This window comes from Streptomyces sp. NBC_00259, assembly GCF_036181745.1.
Taxonomy (GTDB): domain Bacteria; phylum Actinomycetota; class Actinomycetes; order Streptomycetales; family Streptomycetaceae; genus Streptomyces; species Streptomyces pratisoli.
On sequence record NZ_CP108080.1, the window covers coordinates 1,394,570 to 1,419,857 of the forward strand.

Genomic DNA, 25,288 nt, shown 5'->3' on the forward strand with positions numbered 1-25,288 from the left:
CACCCGGATCTTGGTGAGGCTTCGGTAACGCGTCCGCAATGGCCGGGCAACGGTCCGGAAGCCGTACCTCCCTAGTTTCTGTCGCGCGACAGAAAAGCAGCGATCCGAGCCGGAGGTGCGCCCCATGGCGACTGCGACGACATACGGGGCAAGGGACCACGCCCGCGCCCAGGAGGGCACCCGCGCCGAGGCGATGCCGGTGGTACCGGCCACCGACTGGCCCGCCCCGCCGTGCTCCGCCGGGCATCTGGTGTGGGCGGAGACGGTGGCGGGTGGCAACTACACGCACCGCGTCCTCGCCCGCGGCACCGAGCTGCGTCTCACGGACCTCCGCGGTGACGCCTGCGCCCACGTCGTGCTGTACGCGGACGGGCGCCCCTGGGAGCGGCTCAACGTCGCCGACACCGTGAAGGTGCAGTGGAACGCGTACCTCACGAAGGGCCGGTTGCTGCTCTCCGGCCAGGGCCGCGTGCTCGCCTCGCTGACCGAGGACACCGGCGGCCGGCACGACGCGCTGTGCGGCACGTCGACGCTCGCACGGAACACGGCCCGTTACGGCGACGGCAGCCCGCAGTCCCCCTCCCCCGCCGGCCGTGAGCTGCTCAAGCTCGCCGCGCTCAAGAACGGCCTGGAGCCGCGCGATCTGCCGCCGTCGATCGCCTTCTTCCAGGGTGTGGAGGTACGGGACGACGGGTCGGCGGACTTCACCGGGTCCGCCGGACCGGGCGCCTCGGTCACCCTGCGCGCCGAGCAGGACCTGGTCGTCCTCGTCGCCAACGTCCCGCATCCGCTCGATCCCCGGCCGGAGTACGTCAGCACTCCCCTGGAGGTCCTGGCCTGGCGCGCCGCGCCGACCGCGGCCGGCGACCCATTCCGGGAAGCCGCTCCCGAGGGCCGCCGCGCCTTCCTCAACACCGCCGAATTCCTCGCCGCCAGGGGGCAGTCATGACCGTCGTACCCGCCCGCTCCGCCTGGTCGGCGGTCGTCCGCCGGGGCGAGCAGCTCACCATCACCGATCTGCACGGCAACCAGGCCGTGGACTTCCTCGTCCACGACGCCCACGACACCGCCGTCCGCTACAGCGCCCCGGACACCATCCAGGCCCAGGGCGGCGTCTTCCTCACCACGAGCAGCGTTCTCATGTCGAACGAGCACACCCCCCTGATGACGGTCACGGAGGACACCTGCGGGCGGCACGACACCATCGGCGGGGCGTGTTCCAAGGAGTCCAACACCCTGCGCTACGGCCACCACACGTGGTCGCAGCACGCCTGCGTGGACAACTTCCTCTCCGAGGGCGCCCGGCACGGGCTGACCGCACGCGATCTCGTGTCGAACATCAACTGGTTCATGAACGTCCCCGTCGAGAAGGACGGCACCCTCGGCATCGTCGACGGCATCTCCGCGCCCGGGCTGCGGGTGACGCTCCGCGCCGAGACCGACGTCCTCGTCCTCGTCTCCAACTGCCCGCAGATCAACAACCCCTGCAACGGCTTCGAGCCGACGGCGGTGGAGATGACCATCACGGCCGTCGGGGCCACAGGAACCATCACGGCCGTCGAAACCAACGGAACGACCGGAGCCACGGAGGCGACCGCATGACCTTCGACACCCTCCTCGTCGCCAACCGGGGCGAGATCGCCGTACGCGTCATCCGTACCGCCCGGCGCCTCGGGATCCGCACCGTCGCCGTCTTCTCCGACCCCGACCGCTCCGCTCCCCACGTCCTGCTCGCGGACGAGGCGGTGCGCCTGGGTCCCGCGCCCGCCAAGGAGTCGTACCTCGACGCCGATCTGGTGCTGAAGGCGGCGAAGGACACGGGCGCCGGCGCGATCCACCCCGGGTACGGGTTCCTGTCGGAGGACGCCGCGTTCGCCCGCCGGTGCGAGGACGCCGGCATCGTCTTCGTCGGCCCCGCTCCCGTCCAGCTGGAGCTCTTCGGCGCGAAGCACACCGCGCGCGCCGCCGCCCGTGCCGCGGGCGTGCCGCTCGCCCCCGGAACCGACCTGCTGCCGGACCTCGACACCGCCCTGGCCGCGGCCGAGCGCATCGGCTACCCCGTGATGCTCAAGGCGACCGGCGGCGGGGGCGGTATCGGCATGCGGGCCGTGCACGACCCGGCGGAGCTGGCGGACGCCTGGGAGCGTGTGCAGCGCGTCGCCCAGGCCTCTTTCTCCTCCGCCGGTGTCTTCCTGGAGCGTCTCGTGGAGCACGCCCGCCATGTGGAGGTGCAGGTCTTCGGCGACGGCCGGGGGAAGGTGGTGAGCCTCGGGGACCGCGACTGCTCGCTCCAGCGCCGCAACCAGAAGGTGGTGGAGGAGGCCCCGGCGCCCGGACTGCCGGACCGTGTCCGCGAGCGGCTGGCCCGCTCAGCCCGGGAACTGTGCGCCGGTGTCGGTTACCGGTCCGCCGGGACCGTCGAGTACGTGTACGACGCGGCGCGCGAGGAGGCGTACTTCCTGGAGGTCAACACCCGGCTGCAGGTGGAGCATCCGGTCACCGAGGAGATCTACGGCATCGACCTCGTGGAGTGGATGCTCAGGCTCGCGCAGGGCGACACGGACGTGGTCCGGGAGCCGGGCGCCCCGCGCGGGCACGCGGTCGAGGCAAGGCTGTACGCCGAGGACCCCTCCCGCGACCACCGGCCGAGCTCCGGTCTGCTCACCCGGGTCGCGTTCCCCGAAGGCGTACGCGTGGACGCGTGGATCCGGTCCGGTACCGAGGTGACGACGGCGTACGACCCGATGCTCGCGAAGGTCATCTCGTACGGCGACACCCGGGCCGAGGCGCTGGCCGGGCTCGACCGGGCACTCGCCGCCACCCGGGTCGACGGGATCGAGACGAACCTGGGCGTGGTACGGGCGGCACTGGCGGATCCCGCCGTGCGCGAGGCGACGCACTCCACGGCGACGCTGGCAACCGTGGCCGACCCGACGCCACGGATCGAGGTCGTCTCCGGCGGCACACTGACCACCGTCCAGGACTGGCCCGGTCGTACGGGCTACTGGGAGGTCGGGGTCCCGCCGTGCGGGCCGATGGACGACCGGTCCTTCCGCCTGGGCAACCTGGCGCTGGGCAACACGGAGGGCGCACCCGGCCTGGAGTGCACGCTCCAGGGGCCGGTGCTGCGGTTCAGCCATGCCACGACGGTGTGTGTCACGGGCGCTCCGGCTCCGGTGACGGTGGACGGCGAACCGGTCGCGCAGTGGGAACCGTTCACCGTCCCGGCCGGTGGCACGCTCGCCGTCGGGGCCCCGGACGAGTACGGGCTGCGCACGTATCTGCTCGTCGCGGGCGGCGGGTTGGACGTACCCGACTTCCTGGGCAGCGCGGCGACGTTCACGCTGGGCCGGTTCGGCGGTCACGGCGGCCGGGCGCTGGCGACGGGCGATGTGCTCCACGGCTGCGCGAAGACGGGCGGTCCGGAGGCGGCCGGCCCGGCGACGGGCAGTTCGGAGGCAGCGGGCGGTCCGGACACGGACAGTCCGGGCACGGACGCGGCGCCGACGGAAGGGCCGGCGGCGCACCGGACGCGCCCGGTCCCGTACGCCCAGCGCCCGGTCTTCACCCGCGCCTGGCGGATCGGCGCGGTCGAAGGACCGCATGCGGCACCGGAGTTCTTCGCCGAGGAGGACATCCGGGAGTTCTACGCGGCCGACTGGAAGGTCCACTTCAACTCCGCACGCACCGGCGTGCGGCTCGTCGGGCCGAAGCCGCGCTGGGCCCGGCCGGACGGCGGTGAGGCGGGCCTGCATCCCTCGAACATCCACGACACGCCCTACTCGGTCGGCGCCGTCGACTTCACCGGTGACATGCCGGTGCTGCTCGGCCCCGACGGACCGTCGCTCGGCGGTTTCGTCTGCCCGGCCACGGTTCCGACGGGCGAGCGCTGGAAGCTGGGCCAGCTGCGGCCCGACGACACGGTCCGGTTCCTTCCGGTGACGGTGGACGGGACACCGCGCCGGGAGATCGTGGACGGCGGGATTCTCGCGCGCCACGACGATGTCACGTACCGCCGCAGCGGGGACGACAATCTCCTGGTCGAATTCGGCCCGATGCAGCTGGATCTGGCGCTGCGGCTGCGCGTGCACGCGCTCGCCGAGGCGCTGCGGGCCCGCCGGCTGCCCGGGGTGACCGACCTGACGCCCGGCATCCGGTCCCTCCAGATCAAGCTCGACCCGGCCGTGCTGCCGCTGGAGCGGGCCCTCGCGGACGTGCGGTGCGTCGAGCGGGACCTGCCGCCCGCGGACTCGCTCGTCGTCCCGTCCCGCACGGTTCGGCTCCCGCTGTCCTGGGACGATCCGGCCACCCGGGAGGCCATCGCCCGCTACATGGCGGGGGTGCGTGACGACGCGCCCTGGTGCCCGTGGAACATCGAGTTCATCCGCCGCGTCAACGGCCTGCCGTCGGTGGACGACGTCTTCCGTACGGTCTTCGGGGCCGAGTACATGGTCCTCGGTCTCGGTGACGTCTACCTCGGAGCGCCGGTCGCCACCCCGCTCGATCCGCGCCATCGTCTGGTGACGACGAAGTACAACCCGGCGAGGACCTGGACCGCCGAGAACTCGGTCGGGATCGGCGGGGCGTATCTGTGCGTGTACGGGATGGAGGGGCCCGGCGGCTACCAGTTCGTGGGCCGTACGACACAGGTGTGGTCGCCCTGGTCCGGTCCCAGGCCCTGGCTGCTGAGGCACTTCGACCGCATCACGTGGTACCCGGTGAGCCCCGCCGAACTCCTCGAACTGCGCGCCGACATGGCCGCCGGGCGCTTCACCCCGCGCGTCGAGGAGGGCACCTTCTCCCTCGCCGCGCACCGAGAGTTCCTGGCCGAACACGCTGCCTCGATCGGCGAGTTCCGCAGCCGCCAGGCGGCGGCGTTCGCGGCGGAACGTGAGGCGTGGGAAGCCGCGGGTGAGTTCGCCCGCGCGGAGGCGGCCTCGTCCCCGGCCGCGCCACCCACGGAGCTCGAGGTTCCTCCGGGCGGCCAGGTGGTGGAGGCGGAGTTCGCGGCTTCGGTCTGGCAGGTGAACGTCGCCGCGGGAGACGCGGTGCGGGCCGGGCAGCCGCTGCTGGCGCTGGAGGCGATGAAGATGGAATCCCGGATCCCGGCACCACGCGACGCGACGGTCTCCCAGGTCCTCGTCGCCCCCGGGACCCAGGTCACGGCCGGCACCCCGCTGCTCGTTCTCGGTCCAGTCTGATTCCCGACGCAGATTCCCGGGCCACGACACGATCCGGTGCGTGGGTATGCCTTCCGCAGGAGGTACGGGCGGACACACCCCACCCACCGACCCGCAGAGAACGGCACCGACCCGCGAACGGCCACAGCACCACCGACCCGGAGACGGCCACTCGTACCGACCCACCCCCAGGAGCCCCGATTGCCCCGCACGATGCCGCCCACCGCGCTCTCCCGCGTCCGCGCCGCCTACGACCTCATCGCCCGGGCCGACCGCGCCGACGTCTGGATCACCCTGCGCCCGCAGCGCGACGCCGAGGCGGACGCCCGCGACGTCGACGCCCGGCACGCGGCCGGGGAGCGGCTGCCGCTCGCCGGTACCGTCGTCGCGGTCAAGGGGAACATCGACGTCGCCGGCCTGCCGACCACCGCGGGCTGCCCCTCGTTCGCGTACGAGCCCGGCCACGACGCCCCCGCGGTCGCCCGGCTGAAGGCGGCGGGGTCCGTCGTCCTCGGCACCACGAACATGGACCAGTTCGCCACCGGGCTGGTCGGCACCCGCTCCCCGTACGGTGCCGTCCGCAGCGCCCTCGACCCGGAGCGTGTCGCGGGCGGTTCCAGTTCGGGCTCCGCGGTCGCCGTCGCGCTCGGCATCGCCGACATCGCGCTCGGCACGGACACCGCGGGCTCCGGCCGTGTCCCCGCCGCGTTCAACGGCATCGTCGGGCTCAAGCCCACCCGTGGCCTCGTCGCGACGGACGGTGTCGTCCCGGCCTGCGCAAGCCTGGACTGCGTGAGCGTCTTCGCCCGTACGCTCCCGGAGGCGCGCCTCGCGCTGGGCGTACTGGCACAGGGCGGGGCACCCTCGACGCCCCGTGCGCCGGGCCCCTGGCGGATCGCGGTCCCGCCCACCGCCCAGCTCGGCGAGCTGGACGACGGCTGGGCCGAAGCGTACGAGGCGGCCGCGGCCCGGCTCGAAGCGGCAGGCGCCGAGTTGAGACCGATCGGTCTCGCACCGTTCACCGAGGCGGCCGCGATGCTGTACGAGGGCGCGTTCGTGGCCGAGCGGTACACCGCGGTGGGTTCCTTTGTCGACAAGGGGACTCCGGATCTCGATCCGACGGTCGCGGGGATCATCGGCCGCGCCCGTGGCATCCCCGCCCACCGGCTCTTCGAGGACCAGGCCCGGCTGGCCTCCCTGCGAGCCGCCGCACTCGCCGGTCTGAGGGACGCCGACGCCCTGCTGCTGCCGACGGCCCCCGGTCATCCGACGGTCGCCGAGGTGGCCGCCGATCCCCTCGGCAGCAACGCCCGCCTGGGCCGGTTCACCAACTCCACGAATCTCTTCGGCCTGGCGGCGGTCGCCGTCCCGGCGGGCACGGTGGCGGGCCGTCCCTTCGGTGCGATGCTGGTCGGACCCGCCGGCACGGACGAGAACCTCGCCACGATCGCCGGTCTCCTCACCCCGCCCGTCCGCCTGGCGGTCGTCGGCGCGCATCTCACCGGCCAGCCGCTCAACCCGCAGTTGCTCGCCCTGGGCGCCCGGCGGGTGCGCACGACCCGTACCGCACCCGTGTACCGCCTGTACGCGCTGGACACCGACCCGGCGAAGCCCGGACTGGTGCACACCACGGACGGCTCGGGCGCGCCCGTCGAGGCGGAGGAGTGGGAGCTGCCCGCCGAGGGACTGGGGCTGCTGGCGGCGGCCCTTCCGCGGCCGATGGCACTCGGCCGGGTCGCGCTGGCCGACGGCTCGTCCGTACCCGGCTTCCTGTGCGAGCCGGACGCCCTCGACGGGGCGCGGGACATCACCGCCTACGGGGGCTGGCGGGCGTACCGCACCGGCTGATGCGCGGTGCGCCGCCCCTCGCAGGGGGCGGCGCACCGCACGTTCCGGAGAATCCCGGGATCAGCCGACCGAGCTGTACGCCACCACGCCGCGCAGCAGTGCCTCGACCGCCTTGCGTGCGTTGCGGGTCACGGTCGACTGCTCCGCGGGGGCCGCGGCCGCGATCTGGCCCAGTACGTCGATGACCTGCTTGCACCAGCGCACGAAGTCGCCGGCCGGCATCTCCGCCTCGCGCAGGACCTCGTCCAGACCCTTGCCCGAGGCCCATTCGTACGCGGCCCAGGCGAAGCCGAGGTCGGGCTCGCGCTGTCCCACGCCCTCGGCCTGGTTGATGCGGAACTCCTCCTCCAGCGCGTCCAGCCGGCCCCAGATGCGCACCATCTCGCCGAGCGCGGCCTTCGCCTTGCCCGCCGGCACCTTGGGCGCCACCGCGTCATCGGCCTGGCGCGCCTCGTACACCAACGCCGAGACGCACGCGGCCAGTTCGGCGGGGCTGAGCCCCTCCCACACCCGTTCGCGCAGGCATTCGCTCGCCAGCAGGTCCAGCTCGCCGTAGAGCCTGGCCAGCCGTCTGCCGTGCTCGGTGACCTCGTCCTCGCGGAGGTAGTCCATCTCCGTCAGCAGCGCGACGATGCGGTCGAAGGTCCGGGCGATCGTGTTCGTCCGGCCCTCGATGCGGCGCTCCAGCTGACGGGTGTCGCGCTGGAGCCGGTGGTAGCGCTCGGCCCAGCGGGCGTGGTCCTCACGCTCGTCGCAGCCGTGGCAGGGATGGGCGCGGATGTCCTTGCGGAGGCGGGCGATCTCCCGGTCGTCCGCGGCCTCGGCGCGCGGCCTGCGATGCCGGTCGGGGACGATGTGCCCGGCCTTGGTCCGCAGGGCGGACGCGAGGTCCCGGCGGGACTGCGGCGAGCGCGGATTGAAGGACTTGGGGATCCGCATCCGCTCCAGCGGCTCGACGGGGACCGGGAAGTCCATCGAGGCGAGCCGCTTGACCTGCCGCTCGGCGGTCAGCACGAGCGGGCGGGGACCGTCGTGGTACTCGTATCCGCGGTGGCTGTTGGACCGGCCGGCCGGCAGGCCCGGGTCGAGGACCAGGGCCAGCCCGGCGAACTTTCCGGTGGGGACGTGGATGACATCGCCCGGCTTGAGCTTCTCCAGCGAGTCCGCGGCGGCCGCCCGGCGCTGCGCCGCGCCCTGCTTGGCCAGTTCGGTCTCGCGGTCCTTCAGGTCCCGCCGCAACCGTGCGTACTCCTCGAAGTCGCCGAGATGGCAGGTCATGCCCTCCCGATAGCCCGAGAGCCCCTCCTCGTTGCGCTGCACCTGGCGCGAGATGCCGACGACCGACCTGTCCGCCTGGAACTGCGCGAACGACGTCTCCAGCAGCTCGCGCGAGCGGTGCCGGCCGAACTGGTGCACAAGGTTCACCGCCATGTTGTACGACGGCTTGAAGCTGGAGCGGAGCGGATACGTGCGCGTGCCGGCGAGTCCGGCGAGAGCGCCCGGGTCCATCCCGCGCTGCCACAGCACGACGGCATGGCCCTCGACGTCGATGCCGCGCCGGCCGGCGCGGCCGGTCAACTGGGTGTACTCGCCGGGGGTGATGTCGGCGTGCTGCTCGCCGTTCCACTTGACGAGCTTCTCCAGCACGACCGATCTGGCGGGCATGTTGATGCCGAGGGCCAGGGTCTCGGTGGCGAAGACGGCCTTGACGAGGCCACGGACGAAGAGCTCCTCGACAACTTCCTTGAACGTCGGGAGCATTCCCGCGTGGTGCGCGGCTATGCCCCGCTCCAGGCCCTCCAACCACTCGTAGTAGCCGAGGACATGGAGATCCTCACCGGGGATGGAGGCGGTGCGCTGCTCGACGATCTCCCGCACCCTCTGGCGCGACTCCTCGTCGTTGAGCCGGAGGCCCGCGTACATGCACTGCTGGACGGCGGCCTGGCAGCCGGCGCGGCTGAAGATGAACGTGATGGCGGGCAGCAGCCCTTCCGCGTCCAGCCGCTCGATGACCTCGGGCCTGCCTGGGGTCCAGATGCGCCCGCGCTGTCTGCGCTCACGCTCCCGGTCGGCCTCGCGGACCATCTTGCCGCGGCGGCGTTCGCGCGGGTTGTAGGTCCGCGAGTTCTCCATCCGGGCCATGCGGACCAGGTCGGGGTTGACCTCGCGGCGGGCGGCGCCCCGGCCACCGTGGTCGGTCTCCTCCTCGAAGAGGTCGTACATCCGGCGTCCGGCGAGCACGTGCTGCCACAGGGGCACGGGCCGGGACTCGGAGACGATCACTTCGGTGTCGCCACGGACGGTGTCCAGCCAGTCACCGAACTCCTCGGCGTTGGACACGGTGGCCGAGAGGGACACCAGCGTCACGGAGTCGGGGAGGTGGATGATCACTTCCTCCCAGACGGCGCCCCGGAAGCGGTCCGAGAGGTAGTGCACCTCGTCCATGACCACATAGCCGAGGCCGCGCAGCGACTGGGAGCCCGCGTACAGCATGTTGCGCAGGACCTCGGTGGTCATGACGACCACGGGGGCTTCGGAGTTGACGCTGTTGTCCCCGGTGAGCAGGCCGACCTTCTCGTGGCCGTACCGCTTCACCAGGTCCGAGTACTTCTGGTTGGACAGCGCCTTGATGGGCGTCGTGTAGAAACACTTGCGTCCCTGGGCCAGTGCGAGATGCACGGCGAACTCGCCCACGATGGTCTTGCCGGAGCCCGTGGGGGCCGCGACGAGCACGCCCTTCCCGGCCTCCAGGGCCTCGCAGGCCTCGATCTGGAAGGGGTCCAGACCGAACTCGTACAGGTCGCGGAAGGGAGCGAGCGCGGTGGCCTGCTCGGCGGCGCGGATCCGCGCAGCGGCGTATCGCTCGGCTGGTGAGAGGTCCTCTGTCATCTTGTTGTCGAGCCTACCCGTCGCCTCCGACAGTGGGCTCGATCTTTAAAGCAGCGAGGGTGCCCGGCTCCTGCCGGGCACCCTCCGTGCGTTCTCCGCCGGGGAGATCACGTGACGTCGTCGTATCCGTTCACACGGTCACGCTCGGGGCTCGACTGCTCGGGCAGCGCGAGGGCCGCCGAGACCGGCTCGGGCCTCAGGTCGACCTCGGACGCCTCGTCGTCGGCCAGGCCCCGGTCCGGGTTGCTGCGCCGTCGCCGCATGTCGTTGACGAGCGAGAAGCCCACGGCCATGAAGTAGAGGACGGTGATCGGCCCGGCGAGCGCGATCATGCCGACGGGGTCCGTCGTCGGTGTGATCACGGCGCCGAAGACGAAGACGCCCATGATGACGGCGCGCCACCACCCGAGCATGCGCCGGCCGGTCAGCACGCCGGTGAGATTGAGCATCACCAGCACCAGGGGCAGCTCGAAGGCGAGCCCGAAGACGATCACCATCCGCAGGGTGAAGTCGAGGACGTCGTTGAGCGCGAGGATGTTCGCCGAACCTCCCGGCGTGAGGCTGATGAGCACCTGCACGCTGATGGGGAGGATGCGGTAGGCGAGGTACGCACCCGCGGTGAAGAGGGGTACCGCCGCGCCGACGAAGGCGTAGGTGTACTTCTTCTCGTTCCTGTGCAGGCCCGGCGCCACGAAGGCCCAGAGCTGGTACAGCCAGACCGGGCTCGCGACGACGAGACCCGCGGTGAGGCTCAGCTGGATCGTCGTGCTGAACGGCGCAATCAGCGTGTTGAAGGAGACGATCGCGCAGTTGCCGCCGTCGCTGGTGACGCCCGGCTCGCACTTGGGCACGGACTGCGTCAGGAACTGCATCAGGTCTTCGCTGTACACGAGGGCCACGATCGTGACCGCCACGATGGCGAGCAGACCCTTCGCGAGCCGGTTCCTCAGCTCACGCAGATGTTCCCCGAGCGGCATCCGCCCCTCGGGGTCCTTCTCCTCTTTGCGGGCAGACTTGAGCAACCCACGTCCTCATCTCGTGCGGCAGGCCGCCGACCAGCGGCGGCCGCGGCGGACCTGGGTCAGCGCTTGGTGGTGTCCGTCGGCTCGGTCACGGGACGCGAGCTGGTCACATCGCCGGGCGCGGCCTGGATCGTGCGGGGCGCGGACGTGGTCTGGTCCTGGGCGGAGCCGGGCACCGGCGGGTCGGCCGGGGCGCTCTTCTGGTCGTCCGACTTCATCGCCTTGGCCTCGCTCTTGAGGATCCGCGCGGACTTGCCCAGGGAACGGGCCATGTCGGGGAGCTTCTTGGCGCCGAAGAGCAGGATGATGACGACGAGGATGAGAATGATCTCGGTGGGGCCGAGCCTACCCATAGCTGTTTACCTTCTTCACCGAGGCGACAGTAAGTGCATCAGCCCGGTCGTCGGGCATACGTCCGACCACCGCGCTGTAAGCGATCGTAACCCGCAGCGGTGAACGCAGGGCAATGCCCGTGCAGATTCGCCATTGCAGCCCGCGGCCCGGCTGCCGGAACGATTCGTGCAGCGTACCGCCCCTTGCGCCGCCGGTGGAGACCGCGCGACTACCTCAGTGCCTCGCCCGTCCGCGCCAGGTGCATGGCCGCCTTCTCCAGGTCCTCGGCCGCGTGATTGATCCGTTCCGTCGTCGCGGCCACCTGGCGGCCGAGGCGCTGGGCCTCCAGGAAGACGCGGATGCCGAGGACGCCGAGGACGGCGATGCCGAGGAATCCCAGGGCGATGGCGAGCATGGGCCAGAACATGGTGCAGAGCCTAGGGGTCGGGGAGAGATCGGGGAGAGATCGGAGGGGGAGATCAGACCGTGGAGTGGAGGCGCAGCGTCCGCACTCCGCCGCCCGTGAGGAGCTCGATGATCCGCTCCCCCGCGGGCTTGCGCACCGCCGTCCCGCACTCGGGACAGGTGAAGGAGTAGAACGTGGTCCGCCGGCTCGCCCCGATCGCGAGCCGCAGCGCGCCCGCCGCGAGTTCGAAGCGGGCCCGGCAGTCGGGGCAGGCGGCCTTGAAGAGAACCGGGACCTTGGGCACCGGAACTCCGGGCAGCACGGACATGTCCCTCATCGTTTCCATTCGGTCGCGGTCGTCAGTCCGGTCGTCAGTCCTGGCCGTCGTACGCGGCGAGCGCCTCACGCGCCGCCCGCCGGGCACTGTCCGCCAGGTCCTGCGGGGCGACGATCCGGCCGTCGCGTCCCAGGCGCAGCGCGAGCCGCCGCAGCGACGCGGGCTCGGGGGTGCGCAGGGTGATCCGAAGACCGCCGTCGGGCTGCTCCTCCGCGCTGTCGTGCGGGTAGTACTCGGCGACCCAGCGGCCTCCGGGCCCGACCTCGACGACGACCTCCGGGTCCTCGGCCGACGGCTGCACCAGCCCTTCGGACAGGTCGCGCAGCTCCATCTCGGGCGGCGCGGACGGCTCGTCGAGCAGCCGGATCTCGGCCACCCGGTCGAGCCGGAAGGTGCGGCGCGCCTCGGAGAGGTAGCACCAGGCCTCCATGTACGTGTGGCCGACGGCGAACAGCCGGATCGGGTCGACCTCGCGCTCGGTGAGTTCGTCGCGCGCCGGGGAGTAGTAGCGCAGCCACAGCCTGCGACGCTCGGAGATCGCGCGGTCGACGTCGGCGAAGACGCCGCCCTCGGACTCGAAGGTCACCGACAGCCGGGAGCTGGCGCCCGCCGCCTCGCCGGCCGCGGCCTCCAGCTTGGCGGTGGCCCGCAGCAGTGCCTCGCGGTCGCTCTCGCGCAGTCCGGGCAGCGTGGCGACGGCGCGCGCCGCGACCAGCAGCGCGGTCGCCTCGTCGGCGGCCAGCCGGAGCGGCTCCGCGACGTCGTCCGGGTTGTGCCACCAGATCCGGTCGCCGTCCGTGTCGATGTCGAGCAGATCGCCGCCACGGAAGCTGGTCCCGCACATGGGCAGCACGTCGAGGTCGGAGATCAGTTCGTCCTCGGTGATCCCGAAGGCCCGGGCGACGTCCCCGACGCGTGCTCCGGGGCGCTCGCGCAGATAGGTCACCAGCGAGAGCATCCGCCGGGTCTGGTCGATGGCGTTCGCGGCCATGCTTGTACGAGTCCCCCTCAGCCCTTGGCCACGGCACGCAGCCGGTCCACGACATCGGCCCGCAGATCGGCGGGCTCCAGTACGACGACGTCCGGACCGAACTCCACGAGCCAGGCGTCGAGTCCGTGTCCGTACGGAATCTCCAACTCGTCCCAGCCGTCCGAGAGTTCCCGTACGGAGGTGGCACGCGCGCGCAGCGGGTAGCCGGCCCCGGTGCGCAGCCTGATCCGCGCGGTGCGGGTGGCGGTCTCCCCGGCCCAGCTCTCGACGGTCTCCCGCACGGTGACCACGTCGGGCACGGTCGCCGTGAAGGAGGCGGCGCGCGAGCGGACCTTGCCGGTGATCCGGGAGAGCCGGAAGACGCGCTCGGCGCCCCGGTCGCGGTCCCAGCCCGCGAGGTACCAGTGGCCGCGCCAGCACTCCAGCGTCCAGGGCTCGACCTGGCGGGTCTCGGGCCGTACGGCGTTGGACTTGCGGTAGTCGAAGGTGACGGGCCGGCGGTCGCGGCAGGCCAGCATCAGCGGCTCGAAGGCGGCCTCGTGGACGGGGATGCGCGTTTCGAGGGCGCTGTGCTGGGCCTCGTACGCGTCCTCGGCCTCGGGCATGCCGGCCGCGCGCAGCTTCTGGAGGGCTCCGCTGGCCGCTCCGGCGAGCCGGGCCTGCTGCCAGACCCTGGCGGCCAGGCCGAGCGCCGCGGCCTCCTCGGCGTCGAGGGTGATGGGCGGCAGCCGGTTGGAGTCCCTGCGGGCGAGATAGCCGGTCTCGCCGTCGAGGTTCTCCACGGTGGCGATGACCAGTCCGAGTTCGCGGAGGTCGTCCTTGTCGCGTTCGAACATGCGGTTGAAGGCGTCGTCGGAACCGGCTTCGAGGTAGGCCTCTATGGACCCGCGCAGTTCCCGCTTGCTGAGCGGCCGACGCGTCCCGAGCAGACACAGCGCCAGATTCATCAGCCGCTCGGCCTTGGCAATGGCCATCGACGCCCTACCCGCCCTTCCTCGCACGTCCTCTGATCGTCGAACCTACCGCTACGGAGCGTCGTGGCAAAAGCGTGGGGCCCACGCCTGGAAAGGCGTGGGCCCCATCGTGACCGGTCGGGAACCGGTTGCGATCAGATCGCGACCAGGTCGCAGACGAAGATCAGCGCCTCGCCCGGGGCGATGAGGCCGCCACCGGCGCCGCGGTCGCCATACGCGAGGTGCGCGGGAATGATCAGCTGGCGGCGGCCGCCGACCTTCATGCCCTGCACACCCTGGTCCCAGCCCTTGATGACCTGGCCGATGCCGAGCTGGAACTGCAGCGGGGTGCCGCGGTTCCAGGACGCGTCGAATTCCTCGCCGGTGGAGAAGGCCACGCCCACGTAGTGGACGGAGACCGTGTCGCCCGCCTTGGCCTGAGGGCCGTCGCCCTCCCAGATGTCCTTGATCTCCAGGTCGGCCGGCGGCTCGCCGCCCGGGAAGTCGATCTCGGGCTTCTCGATGCTCACGTGTTGCTCCTTGCGTTCTTTGTGCGAGTCAACGCGGACAGTCTTACAGAACCGCCAGGATGTCGACGGAGAAGACCAGCGTGGACTTGGCCGGGATCGGGCCCCGGGCCTGGTCGCCGTAAGCCATGTCCGGCGGCACGACGAGGAGGACGCGGCTGCCGACCTTCTTGCCCTCCAGGCCCTTCGACCAGCCCGGGATGACGCTGGCGAGCGGGAAGGTGACCGGAGCGCCCTTGGAGTAGCTGCTGTCGAACTCCTTGCCGTCCTTCCACAGGACGCCCTTGTACTGCACGGCGACGGTGTCGCCCGCCTTCACCGCCGGGCCGCTGCCCTCGATCACGTAGTTCGAGACGAGCTTGGTGGGCGCCGGCTTCTGGGGCACGGTGATCGACGGGGCCTTGCCGTCGGTGTTCGTACCGATCTTGGGCAGGTCGAGGTTGTCCTGGGCGACGTCGGTGCCCTTGGCGGTGGTGGGGAGGGTGGTCCCCTTCACGATGTCCATGACGAACACCAGCGTGGCGTTGGGCGGGATGTCGCCCTGGCCCGTGGCGCCGTAACCGAGCGCGGGCGGGATGGACACCTCCAGCCGGCTGCCGACCTTCTGGCCGTCGAGGGCCTTCTGCCAGCCCTCGATGACTCCGCCGCCGCCGATCGTCACCGGGAACGGCTCACCGCGGTCGAAGCTGTTGTCGAACGGCTTGTCACCGTCCCACAGCTGGCCGAGGTAGTTGACCTGGGCCTGGTCGCCCTTCTTCAGGGTCTGCCCCTTGCCCTCGCTGATGACCTCGACCTTCAGGTCCTTGGGCGGTTTGCCCTCGCCCTTGGCGAGAGTGGGCTTCTCGCCGAACTTCTGACCCGCTGTGATGGCGGGCAGTCCGTTCGACGTCGAGGCGGAGTCGGAGCCCTTGTCGTCACCGCATGCCGCTGTGGAGAGCAGCAGCAGGGGCACGACGAGTAGGCCGGCAAGTCGGCGCACGTGTTCCTCAGATCTCAGACGGCACTTCGGTCGCTCGACACTCTAGGCCGTGCCAAGGGCCCCGCACGAGAAACGTACGGGGCCCGGGTGACTCTCCGGCGCTGCTGTTCCCCGGTCGGGGGGGACCTACATTCCGGCGATCAGCTTCTCCACCCGGTCGTCGACCGACCGGAAGGGGTCCTTGCACAACACGGTGCGCTGCGCCTGGTCGTTGAGCTTGAGGTGGACCCAGTCGACGGTGAAGTCCCGGCGCTGCTCCTGCGCGCGGCGGATGAAGTCCCCGCGCAGTCGTGCCCTGGTGGTCTGCGGGGGCACGGACTTGCCCTCGAAGATCTTGAGGTCGTTGCAGATCCGGGTGGCCTGGCCTTTCTTCTCCAGGAGGTAGTAGAGCCCGCGGCGGCGGTGGATGTCGTGGTACGCGAGGTCTATCTGGGCGACCCGCGGGTGCGACATCGTCATGTTGTGCTTGGCCCGGTACCGCTCGATGAGCTTGTACTTCATCACCCAGTCGATTTCGGTGCCGATCCGGTCGAGGTCCTCCTCCTCGATGGCCTCGAGGGTGCGGCCCCACAGTTCCAGGACCTGGGCGACCGTGCCGGTGCGGATGCCCCGGCGGTCCACGAAGTCGACGGCCTTCTCGTAGTACTCGCGCTGGACCTCCAGGGCGGAGGCCTCACGGCCGCTGGCCAGGCGGACCTTGCGCTGACCGGTGATGTCGTGGCTGACTTCGCGGATCGCCCGGATCGGGTTCTCCAGCGTCAGGTCACGCATCACCGTGCCCGCCTCGATCATGCGCAGCACGAGGTCGGTGGCGCCGACCTTGAGCAGCATCGTCGTCTCCGACATGTTCGAATCGCCGACGATGACGTGAAGCCGGCGGTAGCGCTCGGCGTCCGCGTGGGGTTCGTCCCGGGTGTTGATGATGGGCCGGGAACGGGTGGTGGCGGAACTGACGCCCTCCCAGATGTGCTCGGCACGCTGGCTGACGCAGTAGACGGCGCCCCGTGGGGTCTGGAGCACCTTTCCCGCACCGCAGAGGAGCTGACGGGTGACGAGAAACGGGATGAGGATGTCCGCGAGCCGGGAGAACTCTCCGTGGCGGGCGACGAGGTAGTTCTCGTGGCAGCCGTAGGAGTTTCCCGCCGAATCGGTGTTGTTCTTGAAGAGATAGACGTCGCCCGCGATTCCCTCCTCGTGCAGGCGGCGTTCGGCGTCGACGAGCAGGCCTTCGAGGATGCGCTCGCCTGCCTTGTCGTGGGTGACCAGTTCGGTCACGTTGTCACATTCGGGAGTTGCATATTCCGGATGTGAGCCCACGTCGAGGTAGAGGCGGGCGCCGTTGCGCAGGAAGACGTTGCTGCTGCGGCCCCATGACACAACTCGGCGGAAGAGGTAGCGCGCCACTTCGTCAGGTGACAGTCGGCGCTGTCCCCTGAACGTGCACGTGACGCCGTACTCGTTCTCCAGCCCGAAAATGCGGCGGTCCATGACTGAACATTACGCCCGATGGCCTGAGCTGAAACCGGGTTCGACAGCACCGCTTCGATCATTTTCATCCATCGACGCGATGTGTTCGGTGCGGCCGGGAGCTGCGAGGACCCTGCCGGTGGCCAGCAGGACGAGCAGTGCGGCGATGCCGCCGAAGCCGGCGACGGCGAAGCCCGCGGTGGTCCCGCCCAGTTCCACCGCCGGGCCGGCGGCGGCCGTGCCGACCGCGGCACCCACCCCGAAGGTGGTCACGAGCCAGGAGAACGCCTCGGTGACGGTGCCCCTGGGGGCGTGCCGGTCGACGACGATGAACGCGCAGGCGATCGCGGGTGCCAGGAACACACCGGAGACGACACCGAGCACGGTCATCGCGGGAACACCGGGGGTGAGCACGAGCGGCAGATAGCCGAGCGCCAGCAGGCCGGTGATGACGCGCAGTCGCCGCTCGGGGGCGCCCGCCCAGGTGCGGGCGCCGTAGACGACGCCGCCGACGAGCGCGCCGAGGCCGAGGGCGGCCATGAACCATCCGTACACGGATGCCCGGCCGTGGTCGTCGGCGTACGCGTAGGCGGCGACGGTGATGGAGCCGAGGGCGAGTCCGACGAAGAAGAACGAGCCGAGCAGGGCGAGCAGACCGGGCGAGCGCAGGGCGCCCAGCCAGTGGGCCTCGCGGGGCGCGGAACGCCAGGTCCGGGAGGGTTCGGAGACCACCACGGAGAGCGCGCCGAGGACGCCCAGGACGTTGATGACGAGGAGCGCCGCGGCGGGTGACAGCAGCCAGACGAGGAGCGTCACCAGCAACGGACCGACGGTGAACATGACTTCCTGGGCGATCGCGTCCATGGCGTAGGCGCGGTGGACCCGGTCCTCGCGGTGGCCGAGGACGCCGGGCCACAGGGCGCGCAGTCCCCCTTCGAGGGGCGGGGTGAAGAATCCGGCGACGGCGACGGCCGCGTACGCCGCGGGGAGCGAGGCGATGCCGGTGAGGGCGAAGACCGTCATGCCGAGCGCGGAGACGACGGCGGCGGGCAGCTGGACGCGGGGCTGCCCGTGCAGGTCGACCAGACGGCCGAGGAGCGGCTGTCCGGCGGCGGTGGCGAGTCCGTAGACGGCCGCGAGGGCGCCGGCGAGCGTGTAGCTGCCGCCTTCGGCGCGGACGAAGAAGACGATCGCGATATGGGCGATGCCGTTCGGCAGGCGGCCCACGAGCGTGCCCGTGAGCAGGCGCGCCGCATGGGGGGCCTTGAGGATGTCCGCGTACCCGGAGAGTCCGGCTCCCATCGCTTCTGCCTCTTCCTCTCGGCGTCGCGAGGACGTTTTACGTATAACCTGAAGGGGTCATACGTACCATGTCCGCAGGCCGGGAGTCCACTCCGCGGTGCACGGGAAACAGAGCGCGGAGGCGAGTGTGCAGACCCGGGAGCCCGTCGGCGGCGCGCGGCCGACCAGCAGGGACGTGGCGCGGTCGGCCGGGGTGTCACAGGCCACGGTGTCGCTGGTGCTGGGCGGCAAGTGGCGGGGCCGGGTCTCCGAGCGCACCGCCGGTCTGGTGCGCGAGGCTGCCCGCGAACTCGGCTACCGGCCGAATCTCGCCGCCCGCAATCTCCGGCTCGGCCGGACCCGGACCGCGCTCCTCGTGGTGCCGGCGCTGACCAACGAGTTCTTCGCCCGCGTGTACGCGGGTGCGGCCGCGGTCGCCGCCGAGCACGGCTTCGGCGTCGTCGTGTACCCCTCCCCCGAAGGCATCGGTCCCGCGCGGGACCCCTTCGCGTCCGCGCGGGCGGCGCTGGACGGGGTGATCGCCTCCTCCATGGCGGCCGGGGCGCTGGACGCCATCCGCGGGGCGGATCTGCCGCTGGTGATGCTCGACAGCGACCCGGCGGATCCTGCCTCGGCGGCGCAGGTCAACCTCGACATCGCCGACGGTATGCGGCAGGTGACGGACCATCTGCTCCGCCTCGGCCACCGGCGCTTCGTGCATCTCGCCTCGGCAGTGCCCTCGTGGACCTTCGAGGTACGGGCCCGGGCACTGGCGGCGGCGCTGGGCGCGGCCCCGGACGCGGAGCTGCGCACGGTGCCTGCGCCGCTCGACGTGAGCGGTGCCCGGGAGGCCACCGAGCGGGCACTCACCGGGGCGGCACCCCGGCCCACCGCGCTGATCTGCGACGACGACGTCCTCGCGGCGGGGGCCTGCAAGGCCGTCCGCCGTCTCGGGCTGCGGGTTCCTGAGGATGTCTCGGTGACGGGCTTCGACGATCTGGCACTGGCGACGGCGCTGGAGCCCGAGCTCACGACGGTGCGGCTGCCGGCCGAGCGGGTGGGCGAGGAGGGCATGTCCGCGCTGCTCGCCGTACTGCGCGGCGAGTCCCCGGCACCGGGGGCACTCCCGGTGACGCTGATCCCCCGCGCCTCCACGGCCCCACCGGGCCTCTGAACACCGCGCAGGGCGCCCCCAGGACTGCCCCCCTGCGGAACCGCAACCGTGCCCCGGACGCGCCCGCGCCCCGGACGCTGGTGCGGCCGGGGCGCGGATGGTTCGGGCAGGGCCCGGGAGGAGACCTAGGACTCGTCCTCGGGCTCCTCCGCGTCGGAGGGGACCTCCGTCGGGGTCGAGGCCGCGTCGTCGGCCTGGAGGAGGCGGGAGAGCTGGCGTCCCACGATCCGCTTGAACTTCCGCTGCTGCGGTCGCGTACGGTCCAGGATCGCGACCTCCAGCCGCTCCGCGGGGATCTCCCGCTCGCTGCCGTTGGTGTCGCGGGACAGCGCCTGTACCGCGAGCTTCAGCGCCTCGGCGAGCGACATCCCGTCGCGGTGCCGCTGGTCGAGGAAGGTGCTGATCTGCTCGGCGTTGCCACCGACCGCGACCGAGCCGTGCTCGTCCACGATCGAGCCGTCGTGGGGCAGCCGGTAGATCTGGTCGCCCTCGGGGGACGTGCCGACCTCGGCGACGACCAGCTCCACCTCGTACGGCTTCTCGCCGGCGCTGGAGAAGATCGTGCCCAGGGTCTGCGCATAGACGTTCGCGAGGCCGCGGGCCGTCACATCGTCCCGGTCGTAGGTGTAACCACGCAGGTCGGCGTAGCGGACGCCGCCGATCCGCAGGTTCTCGTACTCGTTGTACTTGCCGGCCGCGGCGAAGCCGATCCGGTCGTAGATCTCGCTGAACTTGTGCAGCGCACGGGACGGGTTCTCACCGACGAAGACGATGCCGTCGGCGTACTGCAGCACTACCAGGCTGCGGCCACGGGCGATGCCCTTGCGGGCGTACTCCGCCCGGTCGGCCATGGCCTGCTGGGGTGAGACATAGAACGGCGTCGACACCGGCTATCCGTCCCTTTCTGTCAGTGGCGAGGGGTCACCGCCCGGCGGTGTCCTGGGGAACATCAGAGCAGCGCGGCACGCGGGCCGTCGGGCTGCTCCATCCGGCGCTCCAGCACCGAGCGGGCGGTCTCGGCGGTCTCGGCCTCGGTCAGCTTGCGGAAGCCCTCGTCGGTGATGACCGTGACGATCGGATAGATGCGGCGGGCCACGTCCGGGCCGCCCGTCGCGGAGTCGTCGTCGGCCGCGTCGTAGAGCGCCTGGACGACCAGGGTGATGGCCTGCTCCTCGGTGAGGTCCTCGCGGTAGAGCTTCTTCATCGCCCCGCGGGCGAAGATCGAGCCGGAGCCGGTCGCCGCGTAGCCGTGCTCCTCGGAGCGGCCGCCCGTGACGTCGTACGAGAAGATCCGGCCCTTCTCGCGGTCGACGTCCCAGCCGGCGAAGAGCGGGACGACGGCGAGGCCCTGCATGGCCATGCCGAGGTTGCTCCGGATCATCGTGGAGAGACGGTTGGCCTTGCCCTCGAGGGAGAGCTGGGCGCCTTCGACCTTCTCGAAGTGCTCCAGCTCCAGCTGGAAGAGCTTCACCATCTCCACCGCGAGGCCAGCGGTGCCGGCGATGCCCACGGCGGAGTACTCGTCGGCCGGGAAGACCTTCTCGATGTCGCGCTGGGCGATCATGTTGCCCATGGTCGCCCGCCGGTCACCGGCGAGCACCACGCCGCCGGGGAAGGACGAGGCGACGATCGTCGTGCCGTGGGGTGCTTCGATGACGCCCTGCACGGGGGGCAGGACGCGCTTCCCCGGGAGCAGCTCCGGGGAGTGATCGCCCAGGAAGTCCATGAACGACGACGAGCCGGGCGTCAGGAAGGCTGCCGGCAGACGCCCGGTGCTACGAGGGTTGGCTTCCACGCGTTTCCTTCCGGATAGGCGGCGGCCCGCCTGCTGACGAGCCGCGGGCCGATCTTGCATGCATTGCACGGACCTTACCCGTGCCACCGCCGGTCATCCGTCCCGGTTCCGCCGACCTTGTGCGGACCGGTACCGGGACGGACAACTGGAGTTACCCCCGGCGAAGTTGGGGGAGGCTACTCGCCGCCCTTCTGGACGAAGGACCGCACGAAGTCCTCTGCGTTCTCCTCGAGGACGTCGTCGATCTCGTCGAGTACGGAGTCGACGTCGTCGGACAGCTTCTCCTGGCGCTCCTTGAGGTCCTCCGAAGCCTGCGCTTCCTGCGCCTGCTCCTCGACCTCCTCGGTGGAACGCGTGGCCCGCTGCTGTCCGCCGCCGGTGTCCTTGGTCGCCATATCCCTCACCCCGCTCGGTTTGCCCGTTTGGTTCGGCACACTCAAGATCAGACCCTACAAGCAGGGTCTGACATCGGCCCCTCGCTTTGCTCAACGTCCGGGGGCCACCTTCATGATTCCCGGACGCGGACCATTTCAGCCGCCGGAGAGGACGCGGACCAGCTCCTCCGCGGTCCGGCACCGGTCCAGGAGCTCCTTCACATGGTTACGTGTACCCCGCAACGGTTCCAGCGTGGGCACCCGCTGCAGAGAGTCACGGCCGGGGAGATCGAAGATCACCGAGTCCCAGGAGGCCGCGGCCACGTCGTCCGCGTACTGCTCCAGACAGCGACCGCGGAAATACGCCCTGGTGTCCTCAGGAGGCTTGCTCTCGGCGCGCTCGACGTCCGCCTCGTCCAGGAGGCGCTTCATCTTCCCGCGGGCCGCCAGACGGTTGTACAGGCCCTTCTCGGGGCGTACGTCGGCGTACTGCAGGTCCACGAGGTGCAGCCGTGCCGCGTCCCAGTCCAGGCTGTCGCGTCGCCGGTAGCCCTCCAGGATCTCCTTCTTCGCGATCCAGTCCAGCTCGCCGGACAGGCTCATCGGATCGTTCTCGAGCCGGTTGAGGGTGTCCTCCCAGCGCACCAGGATGTCGCTGGTCTGCTCGTCGGCGTCCACGCCGAAGCGCTCCTCGACGTACTTCCGGGCCAGCTCGAAGTACTCCATCTGCAACTGGACCGCGGTGAGTGTCCGGCCGCTGCGCAGCGTGACCAGACGCTGCAGGCTCGGGTCGTGGGACACCTGGTGGAGCGTGCGGACGGGCTGGTCGACCGCGAGATCGACGTTGATGAAGCCGTCCTCGATCATGGACAGGACCAGCGAGGTCGTGCCGAGCTTGAGGTACGTCGAGATCTCCGACAGATTCGCGTCGCCGATGATCACATGGAGCCTGCGGTACTTCTCCGCGTCGGCGTGCGGCTCGTCCCTGGTGTTGATGATGGGCCGCTTCAGCGTGGTCTCCAGCCCGACCTCGACCTCGAAGTAGTCCGCCCGCTGGCTGATCTGGAAGCCGTGCTCGTGGCCGTCCTGGCCGATCCCGACCCGGCCGGCGCCGGTGACGACCTGGCGGGACACGAAGAACGGCGTGAGGTGCCGCACGATGTCCGAGAAGGGCGTCTCCCGCTTCATCAGGTAGTTCTCGTGCGTGCCGTAGGACGCGCCCTTGTTGTCGGTGTTGTTCTTGTACAGGTGGATGGGCTGGGCGCCGGGGAGCTGAGCGGCCCGCTCGGCGGCCTCCGCCATGATCCGCTCGCCGGCCTTGTCCCAGAGCACGGCGTCGCGCGGATTGGTGACCTCGGGGGCGCTGTACTCGGGGTGGGCGTGGTCCACGTAGAGCCGGGCCCCGTTGGTGAGGATCACATTGGCCAGGCCGATGTCCTCGTCGGTGAGCTGGCTGGAGTCGGCGGCCTCGCGGGCGAGGTCGAAGCCGCGGGCGTCCCGCAGCGGATTCTCCTCCTCGAAGTCCCAGCGGGCGCGTCGCGCCCGGTGCATCGCCGCCGCGTAGGCGTTGACGATCTGGGACGAGGTGAGCATGGCATTGGCGTTCGGGTGGCCGGGGACGGAGATGCCGTACTCCGTCTCGATACCCATTACTCGCCGTACGGTCATGCGGCCCTCCTTGCCCGGCGGCGCTCCCGTCTGGGGGCGGCGCTCAAGTACCGCTCGTGCTCCGGTGCGTGTGCGGTGCCCGTCCCCGCACTGCGCGACCCGGCGGTACGGACGAGCCTAGAACGCCTCTGCGCTGGTGGGGAGATCAATTCGGTCATTGCTCTGTGTGGTGCGATTACCCGTCCGGACGCCCTGGGAAAGCAGGCGGCTGCGGATGCCCTCCCCCGATCTCGACGGGGGAGCCCCAGGACATCCGCAGCCGGGCTGCGATCTACAGGTACTGACCGGTGTTCGCCACCGTGTCGATGGAGCGTCCGGTGTCTGCGCCCTGCTTTCCGGTGACGAGGGTGCGGATGAAGACGATCCGCTCGCCCTTCTTTCCGGAGATCCGGGCCCAGTCGTCCGGGTTCGTGGTGTTCGGCAGGTCCTCGTTCTCCTTGAATTCGTCCACGCAGGCCTGGAGCAGGTGCGCGACGCGGAGACCCTTCTGGTCGTGGTCCAGGAAGGCCTTGATGGCCATCTTCTTCGCCCGGTCCACGATGTTCTGGATCATGGCGCCGGAATTGAAGTCCTTGAAGTACAGGACTTCCTTGTCGCCGTTGGCGTACGTCACCTCGAGGAAGCGGTTCTCCTCGGATTCGGCGTACATCTGCTCGACGACCGACTGGATCATGCCCCCGACCGCCGCCTCCTTGGAGCCGGTGTGCTCGGCGAGGTCGTCGGCGTGCAGCGGCAGCGTCGGCGTCAGGTACTTGCCGAAGATGTCCTTCGCGGCCTCCGCGTCCGGACGCTCGATCTTGATCTTGACGTCGAGCCGGCCGGGGCGCAGGATCGCGGGGTCGATCATGTCCTCGCGGTTCGAGGCACCGATCACGATCACGTTCTCGAGGCCCTCGACACCGTCGATCTCGGCGAGCAGCTGCGGAACGATCGTGTTCTCGACGTCCGAGCTGACACCGGAGCCACGGGTGCGGAAGAGGGACTCCATCTCGTCGAAGAAGACGATGACGGGGGTGCCCTCGCTCGCCTTCTCCCGGGCACGCTGGAAGACCAGGCGGATGTGCCGCTCGGTCTCGCCGACGTACTTGTTCAGGAGCTCGGGGCCCTTGATGTTGAGGAAGTAGCTCTTCCCCGCGGGCTGGCCGGTCACCTCGGCGACCTTCTTGGCAAGGGAGTTGGCGACGGCCTTGGCGATCAGCGTCTTGCCGCAGCCGGGCGGGCCGTAGAGCAGGATGCCCTTCGGCGGCCGCAGTTCGTGCTCCTTGAAGAGATCGGGGTGGAGGTACGGGAGCTCGACCGCGTCGCGGATCATCTCGATCTGGCCGCCGAGGCCGCCGATCTTGTCGTAGTCGACGTCCGGGACCTCTTCGAGGACGAGCTCCTCGACCTCGCTCTTGGGGATCACTTCGTAGACGTAGCCGGAGCGGGGCTCGAGCAGCAGGGCGTCGCCGGGACGGACGGTGGTGTCCAGCAGCGTGTCCGCGAGCCGCACCACCCGTTCCTCGTCGGTGTGCCCGATCACCAGGGCACGCTCGCCGTCCTCGAGGATCTCCTTGAGGGTGACGATGTCCCCGGCACGCTCGAACTCCATGGCCTCGACCACGTTGAGCGCCTCGTTGAGCATGACTTCCTGGCCACGCCGGAGCTCCTCGAGCTCGACGCTGGGGCTGACGTTCACCCGGAGCTTGCGGCCCCCGGTGAAGATGTCGGCCGTGCCGTCCTCGTTCGCCTGCAGGAAGACACCGAAGCCGGCCGGCGGCTGTGCGAGCCGGTCGACCTCCTCCTTGAGGGCCACGATCTGGTCGCGGGCCTCACGGAGCGTGTTCGCCAGACGCTCGTTCTGTGCGGACACGCCGGCCAGGTTCGTCTGCAGCTCGACGATCCGCTCTTCGAGAATCCTCGTATGACGCGGAGAGTCGGCGAGCTTGCGGCGCAGGACGGCGATTTCCTGCTCGAGATAGGCAACCTGGCCGGCGGGGTCTTCAGACCCTCGTCCCGGCCGGAAGCCGCGGTTGTTGTCGTCGTCGTGGGCTGCCACGGTCCTCACCTCCTCCAAGGGGAGCT

Annotated in this window: 21 protein-coding genes; 5 read left to right on the forward strand and 16 right to left on the reverse strand. The window is 70.7% G+C overall.

Going from position 1 to position 25,288, the window contains the following annotated elements:
- The first annotated feature begins 124 nt into the window (after nt 1-124).
- The 4 genes from OG766_RS06280 to OG766_RS06295 all read left to right on the forward strand — a co-directional run bounded on the left by OG766_RS06280 (nt 125) and on the right by OG766_RS06295 (nt 7,028).
- A complete protein-coding gene (locus tag OG766_RS06280) occupies nt 125-949 on the forward strand; it encodes an urea amidolyase associated protein UAAP1 (RefSeq protein WP_266375595.1) in 825 nt (274 codons plus the stop codon).
- Nucleotides 946-1,602, forward strand: coding sequence for an urea amidolyase associated protein UAAP2 (locus OG766_RS06285; RefSeq protein ID WP_266375594.1), 657 nt, complete (start codon nt 946-948; stop codon nt 1,600-1,602). Before OG766_RS06280 ends, OG766_RS06285 begins: the two co-directional genes overlap by 4 nt.
- Entirely contained in the window at nt 1,599-5,201 is a 3,603-nt protein-coding gene (locus tag OG766_RS06290) for a 5-oxoprolinase/urea amidolyase family protein (RefSeq protein ID WP_328724732.1), read from the forward strand. Before OG766_RS06285 ends, OG766_RS06290 begins: the two co-directional genes overlap by 4 nt.
- 192 nt (nt 5,202-5,393) lie before the next feature.
- On the forward strand, nt 5,394-7,028 hold the full coding sequence (locus tag OG766_RS06295) for an allophanate hydrolase (protein WP_328727433.1): 1,635 nt from the start codon (nt 5,394-5,396) through the stop codon (nt 7,026-7,028).
- Nucleotides 7,029-7,088: 60 nt separating this feature from the next.
- Here OG766_RS06295 and OG766_RS06300 read toward each other — a convergent pair whose 3' ends face one another.
- From OG766_RS06300 to OG766_RS06350, 11 genes are all read right to left on the reverse strand, one after another.
- On the reverse strand, nt 7,089-9,917 hold the full coding sequence (locus OG766_RS06300; RefSeq protein WP_266375590.1) for a DEAD/DEAH box helicase: 2,829 nt from the start codon (nt 9,915-9,917) through the stop codon (nt 7,089-7,091).
- 107 nt (nt 9,918-10,024) lie between these two features.
- Nucleotides 10,025-10,894 carry a twin-arginine translocase subunit TatC gene (tatC, locus tag OG766_RS06305; protein ID WP_266378204.1) on the reverse strand — a complete coding sequence of 290 codons (870 nt, stop codon included), beginning with the start codon at nt 10,892-10,894 and terminating at the stop codon, nt 10,025-10,027.
- Nucleotides 10,895-10,998: 104 nt separating this feature from the next.
- A complete protein-coding gene (gene tatA / locus OG766_RS06310; protein ID WP_266375588.1) occupies nt 10,999-11,292 on the reverse strand; it encodes a Sec-independent protein translocase subunit TatA in 294 nt (97 codons plus the stop codon).
- Nucleotides 11,293-11,501: 209 nt separating this feature from the next.
- Entirely contained in the window at nt 11,502-11,699 is a 198-nt protein-coding gene (locus OG766_RS06315) for a hypothetical protein (RefSeq protein WP_328724733.1), read from the reverse strand.
- A gap of 52 nt (nt 11,700-11,751) precedes the next feature.
- On the reverse strand, nt 11,752-12,015 hold the full coding sequence (locus OG766_RS06320) for a hypothetical protein (protein WP_385472681.1): 264 nt from the start codon (nt 12,013-12,015) through the stop codon (nt 11,752-11,754).
- Between the two features lie 34 nt (nt 12,016-12,049).
- A complete protein-coding gene (locus OG766_RS06325) occupies nt 12,050-13,006 on the reverse strand; it encodes a helix-turn-helix transcriptional regulator (protein ID WP_328724734.1) in 957 nt (318 codons plus the stop codon).
- Nucleotides 13,007-13,023: 17 nt separating this feature from the next.
- Complete coding sequence (locus OG766_RS06330; RefSeq protein ID WP_266375580.1) at nt 13,024-13,980, reverse strand: helix-turn-helix transcriptional regulator; 957 nt, start codon at nt 13,978-13,980, stop codon at nt 13,024-13,026.
- A gap of 134 nt (nt 13,981-14,114) precedes the next feature.
- On the reverse strand, nt 14,115-14,489 hold the full coding sequence (locus tag OG766_RS06335; protein ID WP_266375578.1) for an FKBP-type peptidyl-prolyl cis-trans isomerase: 375 nt from the start codon (nt 14,487-14,489) through the stop codon (nt 14,115-14,117).
- A 43-nt stretch (nt 14,490-14,532) separates the two neighbouring features.
- Nucleotides 14,533-15,465 carry an FKBP-type peptidyl-prolyl cis-trans isomerase gene (locus OG766_RS06340; RefSeq protein ID WP_266375576.1) on the reverse strand — a complete coding sequence of 311 codons (933 nt, stop codon included), beginning with the start codon at nt 15,463-15,465 and terminating at the stop codon, nt 14,533-14,535.
- A 126-nt stretch (nt 15,466-15,591) separates the two neighbouring features.
- Nucleotides 15,592-16,953, reverse strand: a complete 1,362-nt coding sequence (gene pafA, locus OG766_RS06345) for a Pup--protein ligase (RefSeq protein ID WP_266375574.1) — start codon at nt 16,951-16,953, stop codon at nt 15,592-15,594.
- A 9-nt stretch (nt 16,954-16,962) separates the two neighbouring features.
- Entirely contained in the window at nt 16,963-18,234 is a 1,272-nt protein-coding gene (locus OG766_RS06350) for an MFS transporter (RefSeq protein ID WP_266375572.1), read from the reverse strand.
- A 127-nt stretch (nt 18,235-18,361) separates the two neighbouring features.
- On the opposite strand from OG766_RS06350, the gene OG766_RS06355 reads away from it, so the two are divergent.
- Nucleotides 18,362-19,387 (forward strand): LacI family DNA-binding transcriptional regulator, encoded by a 1,026-nt coding sequence (locus OG766_RS06355; RefSeq protein ID WP_266375571.1) that lies wholly within the window; start codon nt 18,362-18,364, stop codon nt 19,385-19,387.
- A gap of 125 nt (nt 19,388-19,512) precedes the next feature.
- On the opposite strand, the gene prcA is transcribed toward OG766_RS06355, so the two are convergent.
- The 5 genes from prcA to arc all read right to left on the reverse strand — a co-directional run bounded on the left by prcA (nt 19,513) and on the right by arc (nt 25,262).
- Nucleotides 19,513-20,274, reverse strand: coding sequence for a proteasome subunit alpha (gene prcA, locus OG766_RS06360; RefSeq protein WP_266375569.1), 762 nt, complete (start codon nt 20,272-20,274; stop codon nt 19,513-19,515).
- Nucleotides 20,275-20,336: 62 nt separating this feature from the next.
- Nucleotides 20,337-21,182, reverse strand: coding sequence for a proteasome subunit beta (gene prcB, locus OG766_RS06365; RefSeq protein WP_443045450.1), 846 nt, complete (start codon nt 21,180-21,182; stop codon nt 20,337-20,339).
- Nucleotides 21,183-21,358: 176 nt separating this feature from the next.
- Nucleotides 21,359-21,577 (reverse strand): ubiquitin-like protein Pup, encoded by a 219-nt coding sequence (locus OG766_RS06375; RefSeq protein WP_266375567.1) that lies wholly within the window; start codon nt 21,575-21,577, stop codon nt 21,359-21,361.
- A 135-nt stretch (nt 21,578-21,712) separates the two neighbouring features.
- On the reverse strand, nt 21,713-23,224 hold the full coding sequence (gene dop, locus OG766_RS06380; RefSeq protein ID WP_266375565.1) for a depupylase/deamidase Dop: 1,512 nt from the start codon (nt 23,222-23,224) through the stop codon (nt 21,713-21,715).
- 271 nt (nt 23,225-23,495) lie between these two features.
- Nucleotides 23,496-25,262 (reverse strand): proteasome ATPase, encoded by a 1,767-nt coding sequence (arc, locus tag OG766_RS06385; protein ID WP_266375563.1) that lies wholly within the window; start codon nt 25,260-25,262, stop codon nt 23,496-23,498.
- Between the last annotated feature and the right edge of the window lie 26 nt (nt 25,263-25,288).